Genomic DNA, 23,642 nt, shown 5'->3' on the forward strand with positions numbered 1-23,642 from the left:
GGGATCAAAGGCCGAGGCGCGCCGCCAGCCACCGCGCGGCGGCCTCGGGGCTTTGCTTGTCGACATCGCGATCAACGCGGTAATTTGCCTCGCGCATCATCGTCACGGGGATGCGCCCGACCAGCGGGCGCAACGCGGCGGCGAAGCGGGCATCGTCGCGGTGTGCGGGCGACATCAGCATGACCGCGTCATAGCCGGGCACCGCATGCTTAGGATCGGCGAGCACCGTCAATCGGTCGGCGGCGATCCGCCCGTCGGACGAGAAGGCGCTGATGACGTCGGCGCGTCCGCTGTCCAGCGCGCGGTACATGAAGGTCGGGCTGTACGGCGTCGCGGCGGCGAAGCGCAGCGGATAGGCGCGGCGGATCGCCTGCCATTCGGGACGGTCGAGGAATTCGAGATCGGCACCGAAGCGAAGGCGCGGCGCGGCGCCGACCAGATCGTCGAGGGTCGCGATCCCGCGCCTGCGCGCGTCGTCGCCGCGCATCGCGAAGGCGTAGGCATTCTCGAACCCCAATGCGCCGAGCAAAGTGACGCCGCGCGACTTTTGCGTCCAGTCGGCGATCGCGCGCACTTGCGACGCGCGCGGCGGCGTGTCGGTGCGGTGCATCTCCGCCGTCCAGATCGTGCCGGCATAATCGACGTAGACATCGACGTCCCCGCGCGCGACCGCGCCGAACGCGACCGCCGAGCCGAGCCCGTCGCGGTAGCTGACCGAATATCCCGCCCGCTCCAGCCGGTCGCCGATCAGCCGCGCGAGGATATATTGCTCGGAGAAGTTCTTCGCGCCGACCACGATACGGCGATCGCCTCCACCCGCCCACAAGGGCGCGCTCGCCGCCACCGTGACCGCCGCGAGCACGCCGAGCGCCAGCCACACCCGCGACCAGCGACGCTGCCCGGCGGCGCGTTCGGCGAGGCCGAGCAACGCGTCGACGCCCAGCGCGAGCGCAGCGGCGCCGATGCAGCCGGCGATCACCAGCGTCCACGCCTGCGTCTGCAAGCCGGCGAAGATCAGGTCGCCGAGGCTCGGCTGCCCGACGGTGGTCGACAGCGTCGCCGCACCGATCGTCCACACCGCCGCGGTGCGGATCCCGGCCATTGCGACCGGCAGCACCAGCGGCAATTCGACGATGCGCAGCTTCTGCGCCGCGGTCATCCCGATTCCGTCCGCCGCCTCCAGCACCGCCGGGTCGAGACCGCGCAGCCCGGTGACGATGTTACGGACGATCGGCAGCAGCGCATACAGCGTGAGCGCCAGGAGCGCCGGGAGGAAGCCCAGCGCGGGCACGCCGTGCCCGAACCACAACAACATCGGATAGAAGAGCGCGAGCAGCGCGAGGCTGGGGATCGTCTGGACGAGACTGGCGGCACCGAGCACCACCGCCGCCAGCCGCGGCGCGCGCGCGGCGCGGATCGCGAGCGGAACGCCGATCGCCAGCGCGAGCATCAACGCCGCCATCGCGAGCAGCAGGTGCTGCGCAGCGAGCGCAGGGACGCGGGCGAGCGCGTCGTTCATGAGGCGAGCACCGCCAGCCGCGCGGCCTGGGTACGCGGTACGGCGACCAGCGCCTGCGCGGCATCGCCCCCCGCCCCCGCCAACAGCGCGGCCGGGGTTTCGTCGGCGACGACCCGCCCCGCCGCCATCACCACCACGCGAGTAGCGAGCAGCAGCGCCTCCGCCATGTCGTGCGTGACCATGATCGTGGTCAGCCGCAGTTCGTCGTGCAGCCGCCGTACCGCGCCGGCCAGCGACTCGCGCGTGACCGGATCGAGCGCGCCGAACGGTTCATCCATCAGCAACAGCCCCGGCCGGGTCACCAGCGCGCGCGCAACCCCGACACGCTGGCGCTGCCCGCCGGACAGCTCGGCGGGCATCCGCGTCGCGAGCGTGCGTGGCAGCTCGACCAGATCGAGCATCGCCACGCCGCGCGCCGCATCGGGGGCGTTCGCCAGTCGCAACGGCAGTGCGATGTTCTCGGCCACGCTGAGATGCGGGAACAGCCCGACGTCCTGGAAGACGTAGCCGATCCGCCGTCGCAACGCGGGTGCCGGCTCCGCCGCGACATCGTCATCGTTCAGCGTGACGCGGCCGATGTCGGGAACCACCAGCCGGTTCACGGTCTTGAGCAGCGTCGACTTGCCCGATCCCGACGTGCCGACCAGCGCGACGAACGCACCGCCCTCGATCGCCAGCGACACGTCGGCGATCGCCGCCGCCTCACCGTAGCTTTTGCCGACATGGTCGAAGGCCACCGCCGGTCCGGACGAAAGTGCTGGCATCGCCTGCGGTGATGCGGGAAGCGTGCGCGGGTAACAAGCGATAAGACGGGAGAGCGGAATGAAGGCGATGCTGGTTACGGGCGGCGGCTCGGGCATCGGGCGCGCGGTGGCGCAGGTGTTCAGCGCGCGCGGCTGGCGCGTCGGGCTCGCTGACATCGATGCGCAGGGGCTGAAGGAAACCGCGGCGCTACTGCCCGCCGATCGCACCAGCACGCACGTGATGGATGTACGCGATCCGTCGGAATGGGAGGAAGTGCTCGCCGATTTCGCGCGGGTCAGCGACGGGCGGCTCGACGTCATGTTCAACAACGCCGGGATCGCGGCTGGCGGTGCATTCGCGGAGATCGGGCTCGACGCGATCGACCGCGTCATCGACGTCAACTTTCGCGGCATCGCCTACGGGGCTCGCATGGCCTATCCGTATCTGAAGGAAACGCCGGGATCGTGCCTGTTGAACACCGCATCGGCCTCGGCGATCTACGGCTCGGCGGGGCTGGCGATCTATTCGGCGACGAAGTTCGCGGTGCGCGGATTGACCGAGGCGCTGGACGGCGAATGGGCGGCACAGGGAATCCGCGTTCGCTCGCTGATGCCCGGCTTCATCGACACCAACCTGCTGTCGGCGGCGATCCCGGGGACCAACCATACCGCGCGCGACCTGGTGGTCCGTCGCAAGCTGGAGTTCACGGCCGTCGAGACCGTCGCGGAAAAGGCGTGGGACGCAGCACACGGGGACCGCGTGCACACGGTGGTGGGCAAGACGGCGCAGCGGATGACGTTCGCGGCGCGGTGGATGCCCGGACGGCTGCGGGCGATGATGCGGGCGCGATAAAGCCGAAGGTCAGGATTGAGGCGCGCTCTTGATCGTCATCGCGAGCGCACGCGAGGCAATCAACGCCCTCCTGACCCGGCGCGGGATCACTTCGCTACACTCGCGCTGACCAGGCAGGATCGCGACGACGATCCGCATCGCCGCGACCGCCCGCCAGCCGAGCCCCCCTCGCCCCCGACCGGGAGCGCCTTCCTGCCGAAAGCGGGTCAGACCCGCATCGGCATCAGGACGTACAACGCCGGGCTCTTGTCGTTCTCGCGGATCAGCGTCGGGGCAGCGGCGTCGGCAAGGTGGACCTCGACCGTGTCGGTGCCGATCTGGCCGAGAATGTCCATCAGGTAGCGGCTGTTGAAGCCGATCTCGAACGGTGCGGCGGCGTAGTCGCCGGGGACTTCCTCGGCGGCGGTGCCGTTTTCCGGGCTGGTGACCGACAGCGTGATCTTGTCGCGATCGAGCGCCATCTTCACCGCGCGCGTCTTTTCGGTCGCGATCGTCGAGACGCGGTCGACACCCTCCATGAAGCTCTTCGGGTCGAGCTTCAGGATCTTGTCATTACCCGTCGGGATCACGCGGCTGTAATCGGGGAAGGTGCCGTCGATCAGCTTCGAGGTCAGGACCGCCTGGCCCAGGTCGAAGCGAATCTTGGTGCCCGATAGCGACACGCCCACCGAGCCATCGACTTCGTCAAGCAGCTTGCGCAGCTCCGCGATGCATTTGCGCGGCACGATCACGTCGGGCATCCCGGAGGCACCCTCGGGCTGATCGACCGTCACCCGTGCAAGGCGGTGACCGTCGGTCGCAGCAGCCTTCAGCACGCCCTCGGCAACGTGCAGGAAGATGCCGTTGAGATAGTAGCGCGTCTCCTCGGTCGAGATCGCGAAGCGCGTCTTGTCGATGATCTGCTTGAGCGTTTCGGCGGGCAGTTCGAATTGCGTCGGCAACTCGCCCTCGGCGATCACCGGGAAATCGTCGCGCGGCAGCGTGCCGAGCGAGAAGCGCGCACGACCCGCGACGATCGTCATGCGACCTTCCGCCGCCGTGATCGAGACCTGCGCCCCCTCGGGCAGCTTGCGCGCGATGTCGAACAAGGTGTGCGCGGACACGGTGGTCGCGCCGGGTTGATCGACCGCCGCCGCGACGCTTTCGTTGATCTGCAGGTCCAGGTCGGTCGCCATCAGGCGCAACTGGCCTTCGGCAGTCGCCTCCAGCAGCACGTTCGACAGGATCGGGATGGTGTTGCGCCGCTCCACCACCGACTGGACGTGGCTAAGCCCCTTCAGCAGCGTCGCGCGTTCGATCGTCGCCTTCATCGTCACTTCCCCCGGCCCGCAGGTCACTCACCAGGGGCAATTGGCCGAGTCTCCCTAGCCAAAAAGAAAGGGCCGGAGCAAGCGCCCCGGCCCTTTCCGCGCCACGACGGGCCGAAATCAGAAACGGATGCCGAGCCCCGCCATCAACTGGTGCCGGTCGAGGTCGATGTCATAGCCCTCGATCTCGCCATAATGCGAGTAGCGATATTCGGCGGTGACGAACGACGTCGGGGTCAGCTTGTACTCGAGCCCGGCCCCAAGCCGGAAGCCGTCGAGGTTGGTCTTGTCGACCAGTTCGTCCGCGGCGGCGGTGTTCGTCTGGTAACGGCTCTCGACGCGCGCATTGGTGTAGCCGCCCTTGCCGTAGATCATCGCCTGCGGCGAGATGACGTAGCCGAGCCGTCCGCCGAGATAGATGTCCCGCCCGGCCTCGACCGAGAGCCGATCGCCCGCGGCCAGCGCATTGTAGCTGCGCGCCTTCGTGGTCGCATCGGTCAACTCGCCGTCGACGCCATAGACGATGTTGCCGCGCTGGAAATCGTAGCCGATGCGGCCGCCGTAGCCGAGGCCCTGCCGCCCTTCCGAATCGCCGTCGCCGCCGTCCTGGATGTTATCGTAGCCGGCCAGCACCTCGACACGGCCGCCCGCGAACGGACCGTCCTGCGCCATCGCCGGGGTAGCTACCGCGAAGGTCATCGCCGCTGCCGGGATCGCCATTGCAAGCTTACGCATGTCTCACTCCATCTCACACGCCCCGAACGCGAGGCGTGCTGCGTCAAATAAGCGCGCCGGCCATCGTTGCATGAACCTGACATAAACAGGATTTTCCGTTGCCTTTCGGCCACAGTCTGGCGAGATGGGCGCGATGATCCTTGTGCTCGCCCTGTCGTCCGCAGCGCCGTTGCCCGCAACGCCGGTGCGTGCACCGCTGGGCGTATGGCACCGCTGGGCAGCGCTGCGCGAGACGCCGGGGCCACGTTGCTTCGCGGTCGCGCAGCCGCTGCGCCGCGACGGCAGCACCGACCGTCGCGGCGGCTATGCGCTGGTCGCGGCCCGGCAGGGCGCGGCGCGCGCACCATCGGTCCGCTTCCGGCTTTCGCGCCTGCGCGGAGCGGGAGCGCCGCTGACGCTGGTGATCGGCGAGCGCCGCTTCGCACTGGTGGGCGACGGCGCGGAAGCGCGCGCGGCCGACGCGGCGACCGATCGCGCGATCGTCGGCGCGATGCGCGGCGGTAGCGTGATGACGCTCGCCACCCTCGACGCGCCGGGACGCGCGCTGGCCGATACCTACCCGCTGGCCGGCGCTGCGACCGCGATCGATGCCGCGCAGCTGGGGTGCGCGCGCCGGTAAGGCTGGAAAAATCGGCGCAATGCGGTTATCTAAGCGCGATGCTTACAGCCTCGGCCGCCCCCATGCCCATTCCCGGGCACATCGATCCCGTGACCGTGCCGCGCGCGAGCGCGCCGCGCACCGACGGGCGTATCGACCTGATCGGGTTGCCGCGCGACGAATTGCGCCGCGTGCTGGAGGAAGCCGGACTGGAGCCGCGGCAGGCCAAGCTGCGCGCCAAGCAGATCTGGCACTGGATCTACAATCGTGGTGCGACCGAGTTCGCCGTCATGACCGACATCGCCAAGGCGCAGCATCCGTGGCTGACGGAACGGTTCGCGATCGGGCGCCCGCAAGTGGTGGAGGCGCAGGTTTCCACCGATGGCACGCGCAAATGGCTGCTGCGGAGCGAGGACGGGCAGGATTACGAGGCGGTGTTCATCCCGGACGCCGACCGCGGCACCCTGTGCGTCTCCAGCCAGGTCGGTTGCACGCTGAACTGCCGCTTCTGCCACACCGGCACGATGCGGCTGGTGCGCAATCTAACCGCGGGCGAGATCGTCGGGCAGGTGATGCTGGCACGCGACGCGCTGGGCGAATGGCCGAGCCAGCCCGAGGGACGGATGCTGACCAACATCGTGATGATGGGAATGGGGGAGCCGCTCTACAATTTCGACGCGGTCCGCGACGCGCTGAAGCTGGTGATGGACGGTGACGGCCTCGCGCTCAGCAAGCGGCGGATCACGTTGTCGACCAGCGGCGTGGTGCCGATGATGGCGCGCGCCGGCGAGGAGATCGGCGTCAACCTGGCAGTATCGCTGCACGCGGTCACCAAGGACGTGCGCGACGAGATCGTGCCGCTGAATCGCAAGTACGGCATCGAGGAATTGTTGCAGGCGTGCGCGGACTATCCGGGTGCCAACAACGCCCGGCGGATCACGTTCGAATATGTGATGCTGAAGGACAAGAACGACTCGGATGCCGAGGCGCACGAGCTGGTTCGCCTGCTCAAGCACTACAAGCTGCCCGCCAAGGTCAATCTGATCCCCTTCAACCCGTGGCCGGGCGCCGATTACGAGACATCGACGCCGGATCGCGTGCGGCGATTCAGCGAGATCATCTTCGAGGGCGGAATTTCCGCCCCCGTCCGCACCCCGCGCGGACGCGACATCGACGCGGCATGCGGTCAATTGAAGACCGCCGCCGAGAAGAAGAGTCGCGCCGAGCTCGACCGGCTGGCGGCGGAGAAGCAGGCCGCGCTTGGTTGATACCGCCGGCGTGCTGCTGGCGGGCGGCGCGGGGATCGTCGGCGGGATGATGAACGCGCTGGCCGGCGGCGGTACCTTCGCCACCATGCCCGTGCTGCTCGCACTCGGCACACCCGCGAACATCGCCAACGCGACCTCCAACCTGGCGCTGATGCCGGGAGCGGCGGCGAGCGCATGGAGCTTCCGCCGTGAACTGAAGGCGGTCGGCGGGGTGTCGGTGCGTATGCTGTCGGCGATCACCTTCTTCGCGGGATTGCTGGGCAGCGTGCTGCTGGTCGTCACGCCCGGTGCGGCGTTCGACGTCATCGTACCGTGGCTGTTGCTGATCGCCTTCGTCGCGATCGTGTTCGGCGCGCCGGCCGCGGACTGGCTGGCGACGCGCGTGACGATCGGCCCGCGGACGCTGATGATCGTGCAGGCGGTTCTGGGCACCTATGGCGGCTATTTCGGCGGCGGCGTCGGGATCATGACCACCGCGACCTACGGCCTGCTCGCCGGCGAAACGCCGCGCTCGATGTTCGCGCCGCGCACGCTGATGCTCGCCACCGCCAATTTCGCGGCGGCGATCGTCTTCATCATCTGCGGCATGGTGCGCTGGGACGCGTGCCTGCCGATGCTGGCTGGCGGGATCGTCGGCGGCTGGCTGGGCGCGGTCGTGGGGAGGCGCCTGCCGGCGATCGTGGTGCGGTGGTGGACGATCCTCGTCACCGGCGCGACGACCGCCGTCTTCTTCGCCCGCGCCTATTGATGACGGCTCACCCCGGACGGCGCATCGCAAAGCGCTCGCCGACCTCGAAGTAATCGGCCGGCCCGCCGCCGCGCATGATCGGGTGTGCGCGTGCGGTCTGGTACACGCCGCCCTCCAGCAGCGCGGTGTCGATGTGGATCGCGACCGCTTCGCCCAGCACCAGCCATCCCGGCAGGTCGGCGCCGCCGTGGTCACGGAGCTGGACGATCTGCGTCACCTTGCATTCGAACTGCACCGGGCTGCGCGCGACACGCGGCGCGGCGACGCGGGCCGACGGCAACGTCTCCAGCCCGGCCAGCGTGAATTCGTCGGCATCGGTCATCGCGGAACTCGCGTTCATCGCCACGGCCAGATCGCGCGTCGCGAGGTTCCAGACGAACTCGCCGGTCGCGCGCGCATTGGCGAGCGAATCCTTTGCGCCGGACGAGCAGAAGCCGATGATCGGCGGGCGGTATGAGAACAGGTTGAAGAAGCTGTAGGGCGCGAGGTTGCGGCGTCCGGCGGCGGAGAGCGTCGCGATCCAGCCGATCGGGCGCGGCGCGACGATGGCGTTGAGCGGATCGTGCGCGAGGCCATGGCCTTGCGCGGGTTCGTAGAAATGCCATTCGGTCATGCGCGCGGGTCTGCTAGGAAGCCGGGATGACCGCAACCGTCATTTATCGCCACCGGATCGCCACGCGCTTGTGGCACTGGGTGAACGCGGTGGCGATCTTCATCCTGATCGGATCGGGACTGGGGATCAGCAACGCGCATCCGCGGCTATATTGGGGCCGCTATGGCGCGAACTTCGACCATGCCTGGGCGCAGCTGCCGCGCTTTCCGGCGTGGTTGACCATTCCCGCGCAGTACAATCTCGCGATCTCGCGGCGCTGGCATCTGTTCTTCGCATTGGTGCTCGCCTTTTCGTTGCTGGCGTTCATGATCGTCAGCCTGCTCAACCGGCATTTCCAGCGCGACTTGCGCGTACGGCGACGCGATCTCGCCGCAGCGCATCTGGCGGCGGACGTGCGCGCGCACCTTGCATTCCGCTTTCACGATCCGGAGGCACCGGGCGAGTACAATGCCTTGCAGAAGCTGAGCTACGTCGCGGTGATCTTCGTCGCCCTGCCGCTCGTGGTCCTGACCGGACTGGCGCTGTCGCCGGGGATGGATGCCGCGTGGCCGTGGCTGCTCGACCTGTGCGGCGGGCGGCAGTCGGCGCGCTCGCTGCACTTCATCGCGATGGCCGCGATTGCGGGGTTCACGATCGTGCATCTCGCGCTGGTGATCCTGGCGGGGTGGCACAACGAGTTGCGCTCGATGCTGAGCGGGCGCTGGCGGGTGCCGGAATGACGCCGCCGCTTCTTCACCGCCGTGCGTTGATCGCGAGCGGCGCCGGGCTGGCGCTGGCGGGATGCGACCGCATCATCCAGCAGCCGGCGGTGCGCACGATCGTCTTCAAGGGCGAAGACATGCACCGCGGCTTGCAGCGCGCGCTATCGAACCGTGACGCGCTGGCGCCGGAGTTTTCCGCGGCGCAGATGTCGCCGCGCTTCCGCACCAACGGCACGCGCGATCCGGGAACCGCAGCCTATGCGGCGTTGCGGGCCGGGCGCTTCGCCGACTGGCGGCTGACCGTCGATGGCCTGGTCGCGCGGCCGCTGTCGCTGTCACTCGGCGATCTCGGGCGGTTTCCGCAACGCGCACAGATCACGCGTCACGACTGCGTCGAGGGATGGAGCGCGATCGGCAAGTGGCAGGGGCCGCGGCTCGGCGACGTGCTGAAGGCGGCCGGGCTGCGCGATGCGGCACGCTACATCGTCTTTCGCTGCGCCGATCTGTACGGCGGCGCGCCTTATTACGAATCGATCGACCTGGTCGATGCCTTCCACCCGCAGACGATCCTCGCATGGGCGATGAACGACCGCTTCCTCGACGTTGGCCATGGCGCGCCGCTGCGACTGCGCGTCGAGCGGCAATTGGGGTACAAGCACGCCAAATACCTGATGCAGGTGACCGCGGTCGACAGCCTTGCCGGCATCGGCAAGGGCCGCGGCGGCTATTGGGAAGATAACGTCGACTATGACTGGTGGGCCGGGATCTGAGATCCGCCTGACGATGCCGCTGTCGCTGCGGTCACGGCTTCGTCGTCTCTCCCTCCGGCAGGCGTTTGTCGCGCCGGCGCAGCGCAATGACGTAGATGATCGCCGCGACCGCCGCGAACAGGAACCACTGCACTGCATAGGCGAGGTGGTTGTTGGGGATCGACTCGATCGAGGGCGGTGCGTTGCGCGAGAGCCCGGCGGCGGGGTGATCCGCCACCAGCATCAATTCGCGCACCGCGTTGGGCTGCGTCACGGTGGCGATCAGCGGCCGTGCGTCGGGCGCATGCGCGATCCACCCGGAAACGCGCCCCCCGCCCCATGCGACCTTGCCAACCGGATCGCGTGTGGTGCCGATCTGGACGCGCAGCCCCGGTCCCTCCGCCCCGGTGCGGCAGAGCGCGATGACGCGGTATCCGGCGGCGCCCGCCCCGGCGCGCATTATCGACATCGGCTCCAGGCAAAAGGCGCGCGTGCGGCGAAACAATAGCGCTTCGTCGGGGAAACGCGGAAAGGCGATCGCCGGGCGCGTCGGGTTCGCAGCGAGCTGCGCGAGGAACGCTTCCTTCTGAGGCCGCCGTTCCAGAAGCTGCCATAGCCCGAGCGCAATCATCGCCGCGATCGCGACCGTGACGATGATGGTGGGGACGATCGGAACGCGCCTCACGCGACGATCCGCCCCTCGCGCGCGGCGTTGCGGAATTCGGCGGCGAGCAGCCACCCCTTGGCGATGCGCAGCGACCACATGACGCCAGCAGTGGTCAGCGGCACCCACAGCAGCACGTGCACCCACCAGGGCGGCGACAGCGCGAGCTCCACATAGATCGCCAGCGCCACGACGATCGCGCCCCATGCCAGCACGAGCAGCGCCGCAGGTCCGTCACCGACGTTGAACGAAGCGATATCGAGAGCGCAGGCCGGGCAGCGATCCGCGAAACGGATGACGCCCGCAAACAACGTGCGGGCGCCGCAACGGGGACAAAGCCCCTTCATACCACAATCGATCGGGCGGGGCGATGCCCCCGCCGCCGCCCGATCCATATCGCTCATCCGCCGTGGACCGGTGCGCCCCAGCCGCCCCAGACGTAGACGGTGACGAACAGGAACAGCCACACAACGTCGACGAAATGCCAGTACCAGGCCGCTGCCTCGAACCCGAAATGCTGCTTCGGCGTGAACTCGCCGTTGTAGGCGCGGATCAGGCAGACCGCGAGGAAGATCGTGCCGATGATGACGTGGAAGCCATGGAAGCCGGTCGCCATGAAGAATGCGGCGCCATAGTTGATGCCCTTGAACGGGAACGGCGCGTGGATGTACTCATAGGCCTGGATGCTGCTGAACAGCACGCCGAGCGCGACCGTCACCCACAACCCCTTGAGCACGCCGTCGCGGTCGCCCACGCCCAGCAGACCCCAGAAGCCGCGCTTCTCGCCGCCACGCTGGTTGTGGATCAATGCGTGATGCGCCCACGTCACCGTGGTGCCCGAACACAGCAGGATCAGCGTGTTGAGCAGCGGCAGGTCGAAGGCGTTGATAACCTCCAGCCCCTTCGGCGGCCATTGCGCCGCGATCGCTGCTGCGCCCTCGGCCGCTCGCTCTACCTGCCCGTCGACCACCTGCATCGCCGTGGGGAAGAGCGAGAAGTCGAAGAACGCCCAGAACCAGCCGACGAAGAACATCACCTCGGAAGCGATGAACAGGATCATGCCGTAGCGGAAATGCAGCTGCACCACCGGCGTATGATCGCCGGCGTGCGCCTCGCGGATCACCTGATGCCACCAGCCGTACATGCAGAACAGCACCGAGGCGAAACCGATCAGGAACACCCAACCGCCGCCCGTGCCTTCATGCATGTACATGATGCCGCCCGTCGCCATGATGAGCGCGGCGAACGAGCTCAGAAGGGGCCACGGGCTGGGTGGCAGGATGTGGTAATCGTGGTTCTTGGCACCCGCCATGCGCGGCTCTCCCCGTTTCGCTTATCTGTCGGTCTTACCCGCTCGTTTTCGCGGAATCCACCGGGTAAAAGGTGTAGCTGAGCGTGATCGTCTGCACGTCGCGCGTGTCAGGATCCTGCAGTATCTTCGGATCGACGTAGAAGATGACCGGCATCCGCTGCGTCTCGCCCGGCTTCAGCGTTTGCTGCGTGAAGCAGAAGCATTGGATCTTCGTGAAATATTTGCCCGCGACCGCGGGCGTGACGTTGTACGTCGCAGTACCGGTGACCGCCTGCGCGCCGCGATTGGTGGCGGTGAAGAACGCCATGTCGCGCGCGCCGATCTCGACCGTCTCCTGCTCGCGTTCCGGGACGAAGCGCCACGGCAGCTTCGGGCTGGTATTGGCGTCGAACGCTATCTCGACCGAGCGATGGACCCCGCCCGGTGCGACTTCGCCGCGCCCGGTCGTGCCGTTCAGGCCGGTCGCCTGGCAGAACATGCGGTAAAGCGGCACGCTGGCGAACGCGAGCCCGGTCATGAAGCAGATGCCCGCCACCGCGAAGAGCGCGGTGCGAAGCGTCCGGGGGCGCGCCGTGCTCAATGCGCCATGCCTTGCTTGATCCGGGCGATGGTGATGAAGAAGATCAACACCACGAACGCGCCCAGCAGCAGCGCCACGACGATCGCGCGCGCCTTTTGCCGGCGTCGGATCAGTTCCTGTTCGTCTTCGGTCATGCCACCCACCGATCGACGACCAAGGCGCCGAACATCGCGAAAAGATAAAGGATCGAGAAGGCGAACAACCGCTTCTCGTAGAACATCGGCTTGTCCGCACGCCGCGCGCCTGCCGCGACCAGCGCCGCCAGCACCGCGAACCCGGCGGTGAGCACCACCGCCGCGACACCGTAGACGCTACCTGCGAGCCCGAGCGGCCACGGCGCGATCGCTACGGCGGCCATCGGAATCGTGTAGAGCCCGATCTGCCGCCGCGTCACGGCCTCACCCGCCACCACCGGCAACATCGGCACCCCGGCATTGGCGTAATCGGTCTTCACGAATAGCGCGAGCGACCAGAAGTGCGGCGGCGTCCACAGGAACACCAGCGTGAAGAGCAGGAACGGCAGCAGCGCGACCTGTCCGGTCGCGGCCGCCCAGCCGATCAGCGGCGGAAAGGCACCCGCCGCGCCGCCGATCACGATGTTCTGCGGCGTGCGACGCTTCAGCCAGACGGTGTAGATCAGCACGTAGAAGAGGATCGATACGGTGAGAATCGCTGCGGCGGGCAGGTTTACCGCCAGTCCCATCAGGATCACCGAAAAGGCGCTGAGCCCCACCCCGAAATGCAGTGCGGATTGACGGTCCATGCGGCCGGCCGGCAGCGGCCGCTGCGCAGTGCGCTTCATGACGGCGTCGAGATCGGCCTCATACCATTGATTGAGCGCGCCGGCCGCACCCGCGCCCAGCGCGATGCACAGGATCGCGGTGAAGCCGAGTACCGGGTCGACGACGACCGGCGCCGCCAGCATCCCGCACAAGCCCGTAAAGACGACGAGCGTCATCACGCGCGGCTTGGTCAATGCCAGGAAATCGCGCCAGTCGGCGGGCGGCAGCAGGGGAGCGGCGGGGGTCATCGGTGCGACGGCTCTACTCTCGACGCTCGCCCGAGGGAAGCCGCGCCAGCCAGTCGCCGAGCAGGCGATTCACGTCCGCCGGACGCTCCTGCTGCGTCCAGTGACCGCAACCGTCGAGCATATGGCCTTCCAGCAACGGCACGTGCGGGCGCATCACGGTCAGCGGGTCGCCGAACGCGCCGAAGCCATAGGAGGCGGGATCGCGCGTTCCGCCGACGAACAGCGCCGGCTGCTCGATTCGCTGCCCCTTCCACTGCTGTGCCCACGCGAAGTCGTGCTCGTGATTGCGATAGCGGTTGAGCGGCCCGCGAAAGCCACTTGCCTCGAATTCGCTGACGATGTGATCGAGGTCTGCACCGGTGAGCCACGCGGGGAACGGGTCCGGATCGACGAGGCCGTCGAGCAGGGTCGCGCCTGCCGGCTTCTCCGGCCAGCTGCCCGGCGTGGCATCGCCGGAGATGGCGAAATAGAGCCGGCGCAAATAGCCGCGTACGTCGGCCTCCGCCTCGCGTTCGGCGGGACCGGGCTCCAGAAACCATTCCTGGTAGAAAAAGCGACCGCGTTCGGTGAAGGCGCGGCGGAAGATATCGGTGAATGGCCGCGCGGGTACACCCGTGAAGGGCACCGAAAGGCCGGCGACCGCCGCGACGCGATCGGGGCGGGTCAGCGCGCTGTACCAGACGATCGGCGCGCCCCAATCGTGGCCGATCAGGATCACCGGCACCTCTGGCTGTAACGCATCGGCGACACCGATCACGTCCGCCACCATCGTCGCCATGTCATATGCCGCGATGGCGGCGGGTTTGTCCGACCCGCCATATCCGCGCACGTCGAGTGCGGCGGCGGTGTAGCCGGCGGCGACGAGCGGCGCGAACTGGTGCCGCCAGCTGTACCAGCCCTCCGGAAAGCCGTGGACCATGACGACCAGCGGGCCGCTGCCCTCGACCATCACGCGCAACCGTGCCGTGCCGGTGTCGATCAGGCGGGCGTCGGGCATGGCGAGCTCCTGCGATAGTGATAGCCGTAGAGGTGCGTGCTGAAACCCAGGCCTGCATACAGCGCGCGGGCGGGGTGGTTCGTTGCTTCGACCTGCAACGCCAGATGCCGCGCGCCGGCCTCGATCGCCCAGCCGACCAAGGCCGTGACGATCGCGCGCGCGTGACCCGTACGGCGCGCGGCAGGGGTGGTCGCAACGGCTTCGATGACTGCGATATCGTCGGTGACGGCCACATAGCCGATCGCCTCGATCGCGTCAGTGGCGGCGGTGCGATAAGCATAAGCGGCAGGGCTCGCGATCCGCGCCGCGACCAGTGCGGGGTCTTCGATGCCGGATGTCAGGCGGCGGCGCGCATCCAACCATCTCGGGCCCGGCGAAGCGGCGATCGTGACGTCGTCGGAACAGGCGCGAGGTCGATCGCCGTTCCGGAGCAGCGTGAGCGTCCGCCCCTCCGGAGCTGCGAAATGCAGCTTGTCCAATAAAGCGGCCGCGTCGGGCGTGAGATCGGTGAGACGCAGGATCGTCGGCAGCCCGGCCGCCGCGTAGCATGCGGCAATCGCATCGACGACCGCGGCGTCCAGCGCCGCGCGAGGGGCCAGCGCGCTCGCGGCATTGGTTCGGCGGCTGCCTCCGCCGGATCGCGCCACGGACCAATCCCCCACCCGCTCGACCGCCAGCGGCGGGTAGGCGGCTGTGCACGCGCGCTCGACACGCCAGGCGAGATCGTTGCCGCTCACATCCGCTCCTTCCAGAACGAAAAGTGGCGGGGAAGCTTTCGCCACCCCGCCACTTCTCGTCGGTGAGACCGTCAGTCGATCCGCGGCAGCGTCTCGAACTGGTGGAACGGCGGCGGGCTGGACAGCGTCCACTCCAGCGTCGTCGCCCCCTCGCCCCATGGATTGTCGGGCGCCTTCTTGCCGGCGATCAGCGACCAGATGATGTTGACGAAGAAGATCGCCATACCCGCGGCCATGATCATGTAGCCGATCGTCGCGACGTTGTTCCAATGCGCGAAGCCGTCCGGATAATCCGGGTAGCGGCGCGGCATGCCCTGCAGGCCCAGGAAGTGCATCGGGAAGAACAGCAGGTTCACACCGACGAAGAACACCCAGAAATGCAGCTGCCCGAGCAGTTCCGAGTACATCTTCCCCGACATCTTCGGGAACCAGTAATAGAAGCCCGCGAACAGCGAGAACACCGCGCCAAGGCTGAGTACGTAGTGGAAGTGCGCCACCACGTAATAGGTGTCCTGCATATAGTCGTCGACGCCGCCGTTGGCGAGCACGACGCCGGTGACACCACCGACGGTGAACATGAAGATGAAGCCGATCGCCCAGACCATCGGGGTCGGGAAACGAAGCGAGCCGCCCCACATCGTCGCGATCCACGAGAAGATCTTGATGCCGGTCGGCACCGCGATCACCATCGTCGCGGCCGTGAAGTACATCTTCACGTTCACGCTCATGCCGGTCGTGAACATGTGATGCGCCCACACGACGAACCCGACCACGCCGATCGCGACCATCGCGTACGCCATGCCGAGGTAGCCGAACACCGGCTTGCGGCTGAAGGTGGCGACGATGTGGCTGACGATGCCGAAGCCCGGCAGGATCATGATGTAGACTTCGGGGTGGCCGAAGAACCAGAACAGATGCTGGTACAGCACCGGATCGCCACCGCCGGCCGGATCGTAGAAGGTGGTGCCGAAGTTACGGTCGGTCAGCAGCATCGTGATCGCGGCCGCGAGCACCGGCAGCGCCAGCAGCAGCAGGAACGCGGTGACCAGCACCGACCACGCGAACAGCGGCATCTTGTGCAACGTCATGCCCGGCGCGCGCATGTTGAAGATCGTGGTGATGAAGTTGATCGCGCCCAGGATCGAGCTGGCGCCCGCAAGGTGGAGCGACAGGATCGCCATGTCGACCGACGGCCCCGGCTCGCCATAAGTGGAGAGCGGCGCATAGACGGTCCAGCCGGTACCGGCACCGCCGAAGAACGGCGAGGCGAGCAGCAGCAGGAAGGCGGGGACCAGCAGCCAGAAGCTGATGTTGTTCATGCGCGGGAACGCCATATCCGGCGCGCCGATCATGATCGGCACGAACCAGTTTCCGAACCCGCCGACCATCGCCGGCATCACCATGAAGAAGACCATGATGAGGCCATGCGCGGTGACCAGCACGTTCCACAGGTGAAGCGCCTGGTCGAACGACTGTTCCTGCCCGCCGTGCAGCATCGACGCCCAGTGCGGCAGGTACTGGATGCCCGGATGCATCAGCTCGGCGCGCATCAGCCCCGAGATCGCACCGCCGATGATCCCCGCGACGATCGCGAAGAGCAGGTAGAGCGTGCCGATGTCCTTGTGGTTCGTCGACATGAACCAGCGTGCGAAGAACGCCGGCTTGTGGTCGGCATGCGCGTCGTGGTGATGCTCGTCGTGCGCGACGAACGCTGACGGGTGGAGCGCGGTGTCGGTCATGATCTTAGCGTCCGGCTTCGCCGACGCCGCCCGGATTGCCGGTGGCGCCCTGCGGGGAAGTGGTGGGAGTGTCGGTCCCGTTCTCGGTTGGCCCGGTCATCGCGTTGGCGACCGCGGCGTCGTCCATCACGGCGGCGGAATTGTCCGCGCCCGGCTGCGGGATCACCGCGTCGGAGGCCTTGCCCGGCACCGGCATCTTGCCGCCCTTGGCCTGCACCCACGCCGCGAACTGCGCCGGGGTGACTGCCTCGACCGCGATCGGCATGAACGCATGGCGCGCGCCGCACAGCTCGGAACACTGGCCGAAATAAAGGCCGGGCTTGTCGATCGTGAAGCTGGTCTCGTTCAGGCGGCCCGGGATCGCGTCGAGCTTGATCCAGAACGCCGGCACCGCCCAGCTGTGGATCACGTCATTGGCTGTTGTGATCAGGCGGATCGGCACGCCGACCGGCAGGACGACGCGGTTGTCAGCGGCCAGCAGGCGCGGGCCGTCGGCGGCGGTGCGTGCACGCTCGCCCGGTGCGACCTGATTGGCCTCCTTCAGCATGTTGGCGGTGATCTCGATTCCGCCATGATCCGGATATTGGTAGCTCCAGAACCATTGATTGCCGATCGCCTTCAGCGTCACGGCGCCGGCGGGCGCGGGCTTGAACTGCGCCTGGAGCAAGCCGATCGACGGCACCGCGATCGCAACGAGGATCAGCACCGGCACCAGCGTCCACACCACCTCGATGACGGTGTTGTGGCTGGTGCGCGACGGCGTGGGGTTGGCGCTCGCGCGGAACTTGATGACCACCACGGCCAGCAGCACCAGCACCAGGATCGAGATGATCGTGATCAGGGGAAAGAGAATGCGGTCGTGAAACCAGTGCGCGCGCAGGCCATTCTTGGTGACCTGCGGCTGGATGTGGATCACGCCGTCGAGCGGCTGGCCCATGCCGGGCGCCGACGTGGTCGCGTCGAATGGCGGCGCGCCGTCCATCGCCAGCGCCGGCGACGCCGGAGCGGCATCGGGCTTCTGCACAGATCCGCCGGCCGGACCCTGATTCGAATCGGCCGGGCGCAACCCGGACGGTGCGGCAGTGGCCGCGGTAGCGGGCGACGTTGCGGCGGGGGCGGGCGCCTGCGCCGACGCATCGACAGCACCAGTCGCAGCGGCCAGCGCAAAGCCCGCCGCCATCACCCAACCCTTGAACCCGGTTCTCAGCATCTTCTTATCGTCACCCCTGTCGTGGTGCGCGCATTCGCGTACCGGGCGTGTCGAGCGCCCCTCCTGCACCTGCCTATAGCATGGCATCCCATCGCCTCAAGAGGGCGCAGGCCGGTGCTTTTATCCGCGGTGGTCCGTTGCGTGCGCCCGGCGGCACTCGTATGGCGCGCGCAGGAGGCCTGCGACCCGATGACCGACGACGACGTGCTCGCCGAATTCCGCGCTGCCGATGCACTGCTGGAGGGGCATTTCATCCTCTCCTCGGGACTGCGGAGCCCGCGTTACCTGCAATGTGCGCGCGTGCTGATGAACCCGCGCCGTGCCGCGCGGCTCGCCGAGGCGCTTGCGGCGCGCATCCCTGCCGATCTCCGTGCCCGGATCACCGCCGTGGTGGCGCCGGCGATGGGCGGCGTGATCGCCGGGCAGGAGATGGCGCGCGCACTCGATGTCGACGCGATGTTCGTGGAGCGCCCGACCGGCACGTTCGAGCTGCGCCGCGGCTTCCGCCTGCGTGACGGTCAGGAAGTGCTGATGATGGAGGACGTCGTCACCACCGGGTTGTCGAGTCGGGAGGCGATCAAGGCGATCGCGGCGGCGGGCGGGCGCGTGATCGCGGGCGCGGCGCTGATCGACCGCTCTAACGGCACCGCCGATATCGGCGTGCCGTTTTTTCCGCTGCTCCGGCTTGAGGTGCCGACCTACGAGCCCGACGCGCTGCCGCCCGAGCTCGCGGCGGTTCCGGCGATCAAGCCCGGCAGCCGGGCCGCGTGAACATGATCGACCCTCTTCCGCTCCCGTCGCGTCTTGGGGTCAACATCGATCATGTCGCGACGGTTCGCAACGCGCGCGGCGGCGGTCTGCCGGATCCGGTGCGCGCGGCGTTGCTGGCGGCGCGGGCCGGCGCCGATGGGATCACCGCGCATCTGCGCGAGGATCGACGCCACATTACCGATGCGGATATAGCGCGGCTCTCCGCCGAACTGACGATTCCGCTCAATCTCGAAATGGCTGCGACGGACGAGATGCTCGCCATCGCACTGCGTCATCGCCCGCATGCGGCGTGCATCGTTCCCGAAAAGCGTGAGGAGCGCACCACAGAGGGCGGGATCGATGCCGCCGGGCAGCACAATCGGCTCGCGCCGATGGTGCGCGAGCTGGGTGCCGCGCAGATCCGCGTCTCGCTGTTCATCGAACCCGACCCGCGGCAGATTGCGGCGGCGATCGCGATGGGCGCGCCGGTCGTCGAGTTGCACACCGGACGTTATGCCGAGCTGGACGGAGAGGCGCAGGCCGAGGAACTTCGCCGGCTCGCCGACGCCGCGGCGCTTGCGGCGAAGAACGGGATCGAGGTTCACGCCGGGCACGGCCTGACCTTCGACAACGTGGTGCCGGTCGCGGCGATCCCGCAGGTGCGGGAACTGAACATCGGGCATTTCCTGATCGGCGAGGCGATCTTCGTCGGGCTGGAAGAAAGCGTGCGCCGGATGAAGGCGCTGATGGAGCAGGCGCGATGAGGGCGATGGCGTGATCGTCGGGCTCGGCTCCGACCTGTGCAATATCGAGCGGATCGCGCATTCGCTGGAGCGATTCGGCGAGCGGTTCGAGGCACGCGTCTTCACCGATGTCGAACGCGCCAAGGCCGCACGGCGCCCGTTCACCAAGGCCGGCACGCTTGCGAAGCGATTCGCCGCGAAGGAGGCGTTCTCCAAGGCGGTCGGCACCGGGTTCAAGGCCGGGGTGTTCATGAAGGACATCGGCGTCGTCAACGCGCCGTCCGGTGCGCCGACGCTGGCGCTGACCGGCGGCGCGGCGGCGCGGCTGGCCGGGATGGTCCCTGCGGGGCACGTCGCCCGCATCCATCTGACCCTGACCGACGATCACCCCTGGGCGCAGGCGTTCGTCATCATCGAAGCCGTCCCCGACCAGCAAGCAGGAGCCGAGTGACCGCGTGGCAGAGGACATCGCATTGACCGGCGATCGCGAGGGACCCGTGGCAGCCGCCGGCGAGCCGGCGCGCACGCGCTTCGACTGGTGGGGGGAGATCAAGGGGCTGTTCTGGCTGTTGCTGGCGGTGCTCGGCTTCCACAGCTTCATCGCCAAGCCGTTCTATATCCCAAGCGAATCGATGCTGCCCGGGTTGCTGGTCGGTGATCGGCTGGTCGTGTCCAAGTTCGCCTACGGCTGGTCGTTCGTCTCGCCGACGATTCCCGATCCGGTCGCGATCGTGCGCGGCACGTTGCTGCACCAGCCGGTCGAGAGCTGGTCGGTGCAGGTCCCTTTCATTCACGGCCGGCTGTGGGGGAGCCTGCCCGAGCGCGGCGACGTGGTGATCGTTACCCCGCCGGGGCAATCGAGCGACTATATCAAGCGCGTGATCGGCCTGCCCGGCGATACCCTGGCGGTGCGTGGCGGCGTGGTGATCCTGAACGGCGTTCCGGTCGCGCGCGGCGCGGTCCACTATCGCGACCTGCCCGTCGACGCGAACGCCACCTGCGATCCGGCACAATATTCCGGCGCGCTCCAGACCCGCGCCGACGGCAGCGCGGTGTGCCACCTGCCGATCGTCACCGAGACGCTGCCAAACGGACGCCGTTACGATACCGTGGACCTGGAACCGGACAGCCCCGGCGACAATTACGGCCCGGTGAAGATCCCCGCCGACCACGTCTTCCTGATGGGCGACAACCGCGATCGCTCCGCCGACAGCCGCTTCGCGCTCGGCGGGTTCGAGCGTGGGCTGGGCGGGCCGGTGCCTTACGAAAATATCGGCGGGCGTGCGGAGTTCATCACCTTCTCCGTCAACGGCGATGCGACGCTGAACCCGCTGACCTGGCCGGACGCCTTGCGCGGCGGGCGCGCCGGCACCTCGCTGCACCCGACGCGCGTTCCATGACCGACGCGAAGGACGTGCGCGTCGACGCGGGCGGCGAGCGCGTCCGCGTGCGCGCCGGCGCCAGCCCGTCAGAGATCCGCGATGACGCGACCCGGCAGGAAATCCGTCGCGCCGCGGTGTGGCTGGGCATGGCGGGCGCCATCGCGCTGGTCGTGCTGCTGGTCCAGCCGCTGCTCATTATCTTCGCCGGGCTCGTGTTCGCGGCGCTGCTCGATGGCGGCGTGCGGCTGCTGGGGCGCGTGCTGCCGATCGGGCGAGGCTGGCGGCTGCTGATCGTCTGCTTGCTGACGATCGTCTTCCTGGTCGGCACCTTCTATCTGGCCGGGGTGCAGATCACCGCGCAGGCGCAACAGCTGCGCTCGACGGTCGAGGTGCAGGCGGTTCGGCTGAACGGCTGGCTGAGCGCGCAGGGCCTGATGCCCGGCATGGGCGATCTCAGCGGCATCGCCAAGCAGGCGCTGTCGTCGGTCGGGCGCGTCACCAGCTGGCTGGGCACCGCGGCTGGAGCGCTGACCAGCGGGTTCATGATCGTCGTGCTCGGCCTCTTCATCGCGATCGACCCGCATGGCTACGAACGTGGCGTGCAGTGGATGGTGCCGGAGCGCCACCGCGTCGAATTCGCGGTGGTGCTCAAGCGGATGGCGCAGACGTTGCGCCGCCTGCTCGCCGGCCGGTTGCTGGGCATGGCGCTCGAGGGCGTGCTGACCGCGATCGCGCTGTGGATCGTCGGCGTTCCGATGGCGCTCATCCTCGGCATCCTGACCGGGCTGCTCGCCTTCATCCCCAATATCGGTGCGTTCATCTCGGGCGCGCTGATGGTCGCGGTCGGCTTCTCGGCCGGGGTGCATACCGGCGTGCTCGCGATCGTGGTCTATATCGTCGTGCAGACGTTCGACGGCTATGTCGTGATCCCGATGGTGGCGCGGCGGACGGTCGACCTGCCGCCGGCGCTGACGCTCGGCGCGCAGATCCTCGCCAGCGCGCTGTTCGGGATCATGGGGCTGGCGCTCGCCGATCCGATGACCGCGATCATCAAGGCGGCGATGGAGCGGCGCTCCGAGAACGTCGAGGAGAGCCGCGACGACGCTTAGGCGCCCCGCGGCACGGCTGGCGCCCTTCCCCGCGCGCTGCTAAAGCCCGCCACCCGTGAGCGAGCGGGCCGCAGGATGAACCGATTGCGCGTCGACGAGCCACACCCGTCCCTCTCCGCCGCGGCCGAGGCCGCACCGCTCGGCGCGCTGAAGCCGGTGCAGACGCTGCGGCGTCGCTGGCCCGCATTGCTGGCGATGGTGCTGACGGTCGCGATGCTGGTCGGGGTGGGGCACGAACTGCTCAACCACGGCTTTGCCGGCCTGCGCCGCGCGGTGCCGACCTCGCCCGGCTTTTACCTGTTCTTCCTCGCCTCCTACTTCGCGCTGCCGCTGTGCGATTTCATGATTTTCCGCCATCTTTGGGACGTCCCCACCTCTGCCTTCGCCGCGCTGAACCGCAAGCGAATCGCGAACGACATCCTCACGGGCTATTCCGGGGATGCCTATTTCTACGCCTGGGCGCGCGCACGGCTGTCGATGGTGACGGCGCCGTTCGGGGCGGTGAAGGACGTCGGCATCGTCTCGGCGATCACCGGCAACCTTACCGCGTTCCTGCTCGGCGCGTTCGCGCTGCCGCTCGGCTATCAGTTGATCGCGCCCGATCTGATGCGGGGGATGATCTGGTCGCTGATCTTCGCGCTGGCGATCTCGCTCGGCGTGCTGCTGTTTTCGCGGCGCGTGTTCTCGTTGCCGCGGCGCGACCTGTGGTATGTGTTCTGGATCGACCTGCTGCGGATCGCCGTGGCGTGCGTCGCCAGCGCGATCGCCTGGGCGTTCGCGATGCCGACGGTGTCGCTGGGCATGTGGCTATTCTTGATCGCCGGACGGCAACTGGTGTCGCGCCTGCCGTTCGTGCCCAACAAAGACCTGCTTTTCGCCAACTTCGCGATCCTGGTCATCGGGCATGATCGCGCGTTGTCGGATTTGATGGCGTTCACCGCTGCGTCAACCTTGGTGGTGCACGGGGTTCTGCTGCTGCTCTTCGGCGCAGCATATGTGATGGAAAGGATGCGCGAATGGCGCGAGGCACGCTGAAGACCGGATGGAGCGCCGCACTGGCTGCCGGGCTGGCGCTGGCCGCGCCGGCGGCGTCCGCACAGGTGTTGGGCGAGGACGCGGCCGCCTGCACCAGTGGGCAGGGGCCGGCGATCCTCGCCACGGTCACCGGGCTGAAGGACCGGCAGGGCACGCTGAAGCTGGAACTGTATCCGCCCAACGAGAAGGATTTCCTGGCCGGGGACGACGATCTGGCGCGGCAGGGAAAGTTCTTCCGTCGCATCACCGTCGCGCCGCCCGCCAGCGGCGATGCCGCGATCTGCATCCGCGTACCGCGCCCGGGCCGCTACGCGTTGTTCCTGGGCCACGATCGTGACGGGAAGCGGAAGTTCAATTTCTGGAGCGACGGCGCCGGCTTTCCCGGCAACCACCGGATCGGGCGCGCCCGCCCGAAATTGGAATACGCGCTGATCGACGTCGGCGCAGGCGTGACGCGGACCGTCATTCGTGCGCAATATCTGCGCGGCCTGGGCGGTTTCGGCTTCATGCGCTGAACGGG

Annotated in this window: 28 protein-coding genes; 13 read left to right on the plus strand and 15 right to left on the minus strand. The window is 68.1% G+C overall.

Translation table 11 applies throughout. The features are described from left to right. Nucleotides 1-4: 4 nt before the first annotated feature. On the minus strand, nucleotides 5-1,519 hold the full coding sequence (locus SPHPHY_RS0117655; RefSeq protein ID WP_022688018.1) for an ABC transporter permease/substrate-binding protein: 1,515 nt from the start codon (nucleotides 1,517-1,519) through the stop codon (nucleotides 5-7). Next, entirely contained in the window at nucleotides 1,516-2,283 is a 768-nt protein-coding gene (locus tag SPHPHY_RS0117660) for an ATP-binding cassette domain-containing protein (RefSeq protein WP_028057089.1), read from the minus strand. The genes SPHPHY_RS0117655 and SPHPHY_RS0117660 overlap by 4 nt, the downstream gene beginning before the upstream one ends. 58 nt (nucleotides 2,284-2,341) lie before the next feature. Here SPHPHY_RS0117660 and SPHPHY_RS0117665 point away from each other — a divergent pair, with 58 nt between their 5' ends. Further along, on the plus strand, nucleotides 2,342-3,115 hold the full coding sequence (locus SPHPHY_RS0117665; RefSeq protein ID WP_022688020.1) for an SDR family oxidoreductase: 774 nt from the start codon (nucleotides 2,342-2,344) through the stop codon (nucleotides 3,113-3,115). A 206-nt stretch (nucleotides 3,116-3,321) separates the two neighbouring features. On the opposite strand, the gene dnaN is transcribed toward SPHPHY_RS0117665, so the two are convergent. After that, on the minus strand, nucleotides 3,322-4,425 hold the full coding sequence (gene dnaN, locus SPHPHY_RS0117675) for a DNA polymerase III subunit beta (protein ID WP_028057090.1): 1,104 nt from the start codon (nucleotides 4,423-4,425) through the stop codon (nucleotides 3,322-3,324). Between the two features lie 117 nt (nucleotides 4,426-4,542). Further along, nucleotides 4,543-5,157 carry an outer membrane protein gene (locus tag SPHPHY_RS0117680; protein WP_022688023.1) on the minus strand — a complete coding sequence of 205 codons (615 nt, stop codon included), beginning with the start codon at nucleotides 5,155-5,157 and terminating at the stop codon, nucleotides 4,543-4,545. 133 nt (nucleotides 5,158-5,290) lie between these two features. Here SPHPHY_RS0117680 and SPHPHY_RS0117685 point away from each other — a divergent pair, with 133 nt between their 5' ends. From SPHPHY_RS0117685 to SPHPHY_RS0117695, 3 genes are all read left to right on the plus strand, one after another. Further along, nucleotides 5,291-5,776 carry a hypothetical protein gene (locus tag SPHPHY_RS0117685; RefSeq protein WP_231370454.1) on the plus strand — a complete coding sequence of 162 codons (486 nt, stop codon included), beginning with the start codon at nucleotides 5,291-5,293 and terminating at the stop codon, nucleotides 5,774-5,776. Between the two features lie 62 nt (nucleotides 5,777-5,838). Next, nucleotides 5,839-7,023: a 23S rRNA (adenine(2503)-C(2))-methyltransferase RlmN gene (rlmN, locus tag SPHPHY_RS0117690; protein WP_022688025.1), complete on the plus strand. Its 1,185-nt coding sequence runs from the start codon at nucleotides 5,839-5,841 to the stop codon at nucleotides 7,021-7,023. Further along, entirely contained in the window at nucleotides 7,016-7,771 is a 756-nt protein-coding gene (locus tag SPHPHY_RS0117695; RefSeq protein ID WP_028057092.1) for a sulfite exporter TauE/SafE family protein, read from the plus strand. The genes rlmN and SPHPHY_RS0117695 overlap by 8 nt, the downstream gene beginning before the upstream one ends. A 7-nt stretch (nucleotides 7,772-7,778) precedes the next feature. Here the strand turns inward: SPHPHY_RS0117695 and SPHPHY_RS0117700 are convergent, their stop codons facing one another. Beyond that, complete coding sequence (locus SPHPHY_RS0117700) at nucleotides 7,779-8,384, minus strand: flavin reductase family protein (protein ID WP_022688027.1); 606 nt, start codon at nucleotides 8,382-8,384, stop codon at nucleotides 7,779-7,781. Nucleotides 8,385-8,410: 26 nt separating this feature from the next. Here SPHPHY_RS0117700 and SPHPHY_RS0117705 point away from each other — a divergent pair, with 26 nt between their 5' ends. Next, nucleotides 8,411-9,103, plus strand: a complete 693-nt coding sequence (locus tag SPHPHY_RS0117705; RefSeq protein WP_022688028.1) for a cytochrome b/b6 domain-containing protein — start codon at nucleotides 8,411-8,413, stop codon at nucleotides 9,101-9,103. Next, the gene (locus tag SPHPHY_RS0117710) at nucleotides 9,100-9,855 is read left to right on the plus strand and encodes a molybdopterin-dependent oxidoreductase (RefSeq protein WP_022688029.1); all 756 of its coding nucleotides are present in this window, start codon (nucleotides 9,100-9,102) and stop codon (nucleotides 9,853-9,855) included. Before SPHPHY_RS0117705 ends, SPHPHY_RS0117710 begins: the two co-directional genes overlap by 4 nt. Before the next feature lie 31 nt (nucleotides 9,856-9,886). Here SPHPHY_RS0117710 and SPHPHY_RS0117715 read toward each other — a convergent pair whose 3' ends face one another. From SPHPHY_RS0117715 to coxB, 10 genes are all read right to left on the minus strand, one after another. Beyond that, a complete protein-coding gene (locus tag SPHPHY_RS0117715; protein ID WP_022688030.1) occupies nucleotides 9,887-10,519 on the minus strand; it encodes an SURF1 family cytochrome oxidase biogenesis protein in 633 nt (210 codons plus the stop codon). Further along, nucleotides 10,516-10,845, minus strand: coding sequence for a DUF983 domain-containing protein (locus SPHPHY_RS0117720; protein WP_022688031.1), 330 nt, complete (start codon nucleotides 10,843-10,845; stop codon nucleotides 10,516-10,518). Before SPHPHY_RS0117720 ends, SPHPHY_RS0117715 begins: the two co-directional genes overlap by 4 nt. A 53-nt stretch (nucleotides 10,846-10,898) precedes the next feature. After that, nucleotides 10,899-11,810: a cytochrome c oxidase subunit 3 gene (locus SPHPHY_RS0117725; RefSeq protein WP_022688032.1), complete on the minus strand. Its 912-nt coding sequence runs from the start codon at nucleotides 11,808-11,810 to the stop codon at nucleotides 10,899-10,901. Between the two features lie 34 nt (nucleotides 11,811-11,844). Next, on the minus strand, nucleotides 11,845-12,390 hold the full coding sequence (locus SPHPHY_RS0117730) for a cytochrome c oxidase assembly protein (RefSeq protein WP_022688033.1): 546 nt from the start codon (nucleotides 12,388-12,390) through the stop codon (nucleotides 11,845-11,847). Further along, nucleotides 12,387-12,524 carry a hypothetical protein gene (locus SPHPHY_RS22350; RefSeq protein WP_022688034.1) on the minus strand — a complete coding sequence of 46 codons (138 nt, stop codon included), beginning with the start codon at nucleotides 12,522-12,524 and terminating at the stop codon, nucleotides 12,387-12,389. The genes SPHPHY_RS0117730 and SPHPHY_RS22350 overlap by 4 nt, the downstream gene beginning before the upstream one ends. Continuing rightward, nucleotides 12,521-13,420 (minus strand): heme o synthase, encoded by a 900-nt coding sequence (locus SPHPHY_RS0117740; RefSeq protein ID WP_022688035.1) that lies wholly within the window; start codon nucleotides 13,418-13,420, stop codon nucleotides 12,521-12,523. The genes SPHPHY_RS22350 and SPHPHY_RS0117740 overlap by 4 nt, the downstream gene beginning before the upstream one ends. A gap of 13 nt (nucleotides 13,421-13,433) precedes the next feature. Further along, nucleotides 13,434-14,417 carry an alpha/beta fold hydrolase gene (locus tag SPHPHY_RS0117745; protein WP_022688036.1) on the minus strand — a complete coding sequence of 328 codons (984 nt, stop codon included), beginning with the start codon at nucleotides 14,415-14,417 and terminating at the stop codon, nucleotides 13,434-13,436. Beyond that, nucleotides 14,399-15,154: a GNAT family N-acetyltransferase gene (locus SPHPHY_RS0117750; RefSeq protein ID WP_022688037.1), complete on the minus strand. Its 756-nt coding sequence runs from the start codon at nucleotides 15,152-15,154 to the stop codon at nucleotides 14,399-14,401. Before SPHPHY_RS0117750 ends, SPHPHY_RS0117745 begins: the two co-directional genes overlap by 19 nt. A gap of 71 nt (nucleotides 15,155-15,225) precedes the next feature. After that, complete coding sequence (ctaD, locus tag SPHPHY_RS0117755) at nucleotides 15,226-16,893, minus strand: cytochrome c oxidase subunit I (RefSeq protein ID WP_022688038.1); 1,668 nt, start codon at nucleotides 16,891-16,893, stop codon at nucleotides 15,226-15,228. A 4-nt stretch (nucleotides 16,894-16,897) separates the two neighbouring features. After that, nucleotides 16,898-18,103, minus strand: a complete 1,206-nt coding sequence (coxB, locus tag SPHPHY_RS0117760) for a cytochrome c oxidase subunit II (protein WP_043130132.1) — start codon at nucleotides 18,101-18,103, stop codon at nucleotides 16,898-16,900. Between the two features lie 189 nt (nucleotides 18,104-18,292). Here coxB and pyrE point away from each other — a divergent pair, with 189 nt between their 5' ends. From pyrE to SPHPHY_RS0117795, 7 genes are all read left to right on the plus strand, one after another. Then, nucleotides 18,293-18,874, plus strand: coding sequence for an orotate phosphoribosyltransferase (pyrE, locus tag SPHPHY_RS0117765; protein ID WP_028057097.1), 582 nt, complete (start codon nucleotides 18,293-18,295; stop codon nucleotides 18,872-18,874). Between the two features lie 2 nt (nucleotides 18,875-18,876). Then, entirely contained in the window at nucleotides 18,877-19,617 is a 741-nt protein-coding gene (locus tag SPHPHY_RS0117770) for a pyridoxine 5'-phosphate synthase (RefSeq protein WP_028057098.1), read from the plus strand. Nucleotides 19,618-19,627: 10 nt separating this feature from the next. Next, on the plus strand, nucleotides 19,628-20,047 hold the full coding sequence (acpS, locus tag SPHPHY_RS0117775; protein ID WP_022688042.1) for a holo-ACP synthase: 420 nt from the start codon (nucleotides 19,628-19,630) through the stop codon (nucleotides 20,045-20,047). 4 nt (nucleotides 20,048-20,051) lie between these two features. Further along, on the plus strand, nucleotides 20,052-20,996 hold the full coding sequence (gene lepB, locus SPHPHY_RS0117780; RefSeq protein WP_028057099.1) for a signal peptidase I: 945 nt from the start codon (nucleotides 20,052-20,054) through the stop codon (nucleotides 20,994-20,996). Further along, nucleotides 20,993-22,087, plus strand: coding sequence for an AI-2E family transporter (locus tag SPHPHY_RS0117785; RefSeq protein WP_022688044.1), 1,095 nt, complete (start codon nucleotides 20,993-20,995; stop codon nucleotides 22,085-22,087). Before lepB ends, SPHPHY_RS0117785 begins: the two co-directional genes overlap by 4 nt. 75 nt (nucleotides 22,088-22,162) lie before the next feature. Continuing rightward, the gene (locus SPHPHY_RS0117790; protein WP_156025133.1) at nucleotides 22,163-23,122 is read left to right on the plus strand and encodes a hypothetical protein; all 960 of its coding nucleotides are present in this window, start codon (nucleotides 22,163-22,165) and stop codon (nucleotides 23,120-23,122) included. After that, nucleotides 23,104-23,637 (plus strand): DUF2141 domain-containing protein, encoded by a 534-nt coding sequence (locus SPHPHY_RS0117795; protein WP_022688046.1) that lies wholly within the window; start codon nucleotides 23,104-23,106, stop codon nucleotides 23,635-23,637. The genes SPHPHY_RS0117790 and SPHPHY_RS0117795 overlap by 19 nt, the downstream gene beginning before the upstream one ends. The last annotated feature ends 5 nt before the right edge of the window (nucleotides 23,638-23,642 follow it).

Origin of the sequence: Sphingomonas phyllosphaerae 5.2, assembly GCF_000419605.1 — a bacterium.
In the GTDB taxonomy this organism is placed as follows: domain Bacteria; phylum Pseudomonadota; class Alphaproteobacteria; order Sphingomonadales; family Sphingomonadaceae; genus Sphingomonas; species Sphingomonas phyllosphaerae_B.

Excerpts from the sequence above, each read along its gene's own strand:
- dnaN (WP_028057090.1), bottom strand. The coding sequence starts at position 4,425 with ATGAAGGCGACGATCGAACGCGCGACGCTGCTGAAGGGGCTTAGCCAC.
- SPHPHY_RS0117740 (WP_022688035.1), bottom strand. The coding sequence starts at position 13,420 with ATGACCCCCGCCGCTCCCCTGCTGCCGCCCGCCGACTGGCGCGATTTC.
- SPHPHY_RS0117790 (WP_156025133.1), top strand. The coding sequence starts at position 22,163 with ATGAACCGATTGCGCGTCGACGAGCCACACCCGTCCCTCTCCGCCGCG.
- SPHPHY_RS22350 (WP_022688034.1), bottom strand. The coding sequence starts at position 12,524 with ATGACCGAAGACGAACAGGAACTGATCCGACGCCGGCAAAAGGCGCGC.
- SPHPHY_RS0117685 (WP_231370454.1), top strand. The coding sequence starts at position 5,291 with ATGATCCTTGTGCTCGCCCTGTCGTCCGCAGCGCCGTTGCCCGCAACG.
- SPHPHY_RS0117680 (WP_022688023.1), bottom strand. The coding sequence starts at position 5,157 with ATGCGTAAGCTTGCAATGGCGATCCCGGCAGCGGCGATGACCTTCGCG.
- SPHPHY_RS0117700 (WP_022688027.1), bottom strand. The coding sequence starts at position 8,384 with ATGACCGAATGGCATTTCTACGAACCCGCGCAAGGCCATGGCCTCGCG.
- SPHPHY_RS0117745 (WP_022688036.1), bottom strand. The coding sequence starts at position 14,417 with ATGCCCGACGCCCGCCTGATCGACACCGGCACGGCACGGTTGCGCGTG.
- SPHPHY_RS0117770 (WP_028057098.1), top strand. The coding sequence starts at position 18,877 with ATGATCGACCCTCTTCCGCTCCCGTCGCGTCTTGGGGTCAACATCGAT.
- rlmN (WP_022688025.1), top strand. The coding sequence starts at position 5,839 with ATGCCCATTCCCGGGCACATCGATCCCGTGACCGTGCCGCGCGCGAGC.
- pyrE (WP_028057097.1), top strand. The coding sequence starts at position 18,293 with ATGACCGACGACGACGTGCTCGCCGAATTCCGCGCTGCCGATGCACTG.
- SPHPHY_RS0117725 (WP_022688032.1), bottom strand. The coding sequence starts at position 11,810 with ATGGCGGGTGCCAAGAACCACGATTACCACATCCTGCCACCCAGCCCG.
- SPHPHY_RS0117785 (WP_022688044.1), top strand. The coding sequence starts at position 20,993 with ATGACCGACGCGAAGGACGTGCGCGTCGACGCGGGCGGCGAGCGCGTC.
- SPHPHY_RS0117655 (WP_022688018.1), bottom strand. The coding sequence starts at position 1,519 with ATGAACGACGCGCTCGCCCGCGTCCCTGCGCTCGCTGCGCAGCACCTG.
- SPHPHY_RS0117710 (WP_022688029.1), top strand. The coding sequence starts at position 9,100 with ATGACGCCGCCGCTTCTTCACCGCCGTGCGTTGATCGCGAGCGGCGCC.
- SPHPHY_RS0117705 (WP_022688028.1), top strand. The coding sequence starts at position 8,411 with ATGACCGCAACCGTCATTTATCGCCACCGGATCGCCACGCGCTTGTGG.
- SPHPHY_RS0117665 (WP_022688020.1), top strand. The coding sequence starts at position 2,342 with ATGAAGGCGATGCTGGTTACGGGCGGCGGCTCGGGCATCGGGCGCGCG.
- ctaD (WP_022688038.1), bottom strand. The coding sequence starts at position 16,893 with ATGACCGACACCGCGCTCCACCCGTCAGCGTTCGTCGCGCACGACGAG.
- SPHPHY_RS0117660 (WP_028057089.1), bottom strand. The coding sequence starts at position 2,283 with ATGCCAGCACTTTCGTCCGGACCGGCGGTGGCCTTCGACCATGTCGGC.
- SPHPHY_RS0117795 (WP_022688046.1), top strand. The coding sequence starts at position 23,104 with ATGGCGCGAGGCACGCTGAAGACCGGATGGAGCGCCGCACTGGCTGCC.
- coxB (WP_043130132.1), bottom strand. The coding sequence starts at position 18,103 with ATGCTGAGAACCGGGTTCAAGGGTTGGGTGATGGCGGCGGGCTTTGCG.
- SPHPHY_RS0117720 (WP_022688031.1), bottom strand. The coding sequence starts at position 10,845 with ATGAAGGGGCTTTGTCCCCGTTGCGGCGCCCGCACGTTGTTTGCGGGC.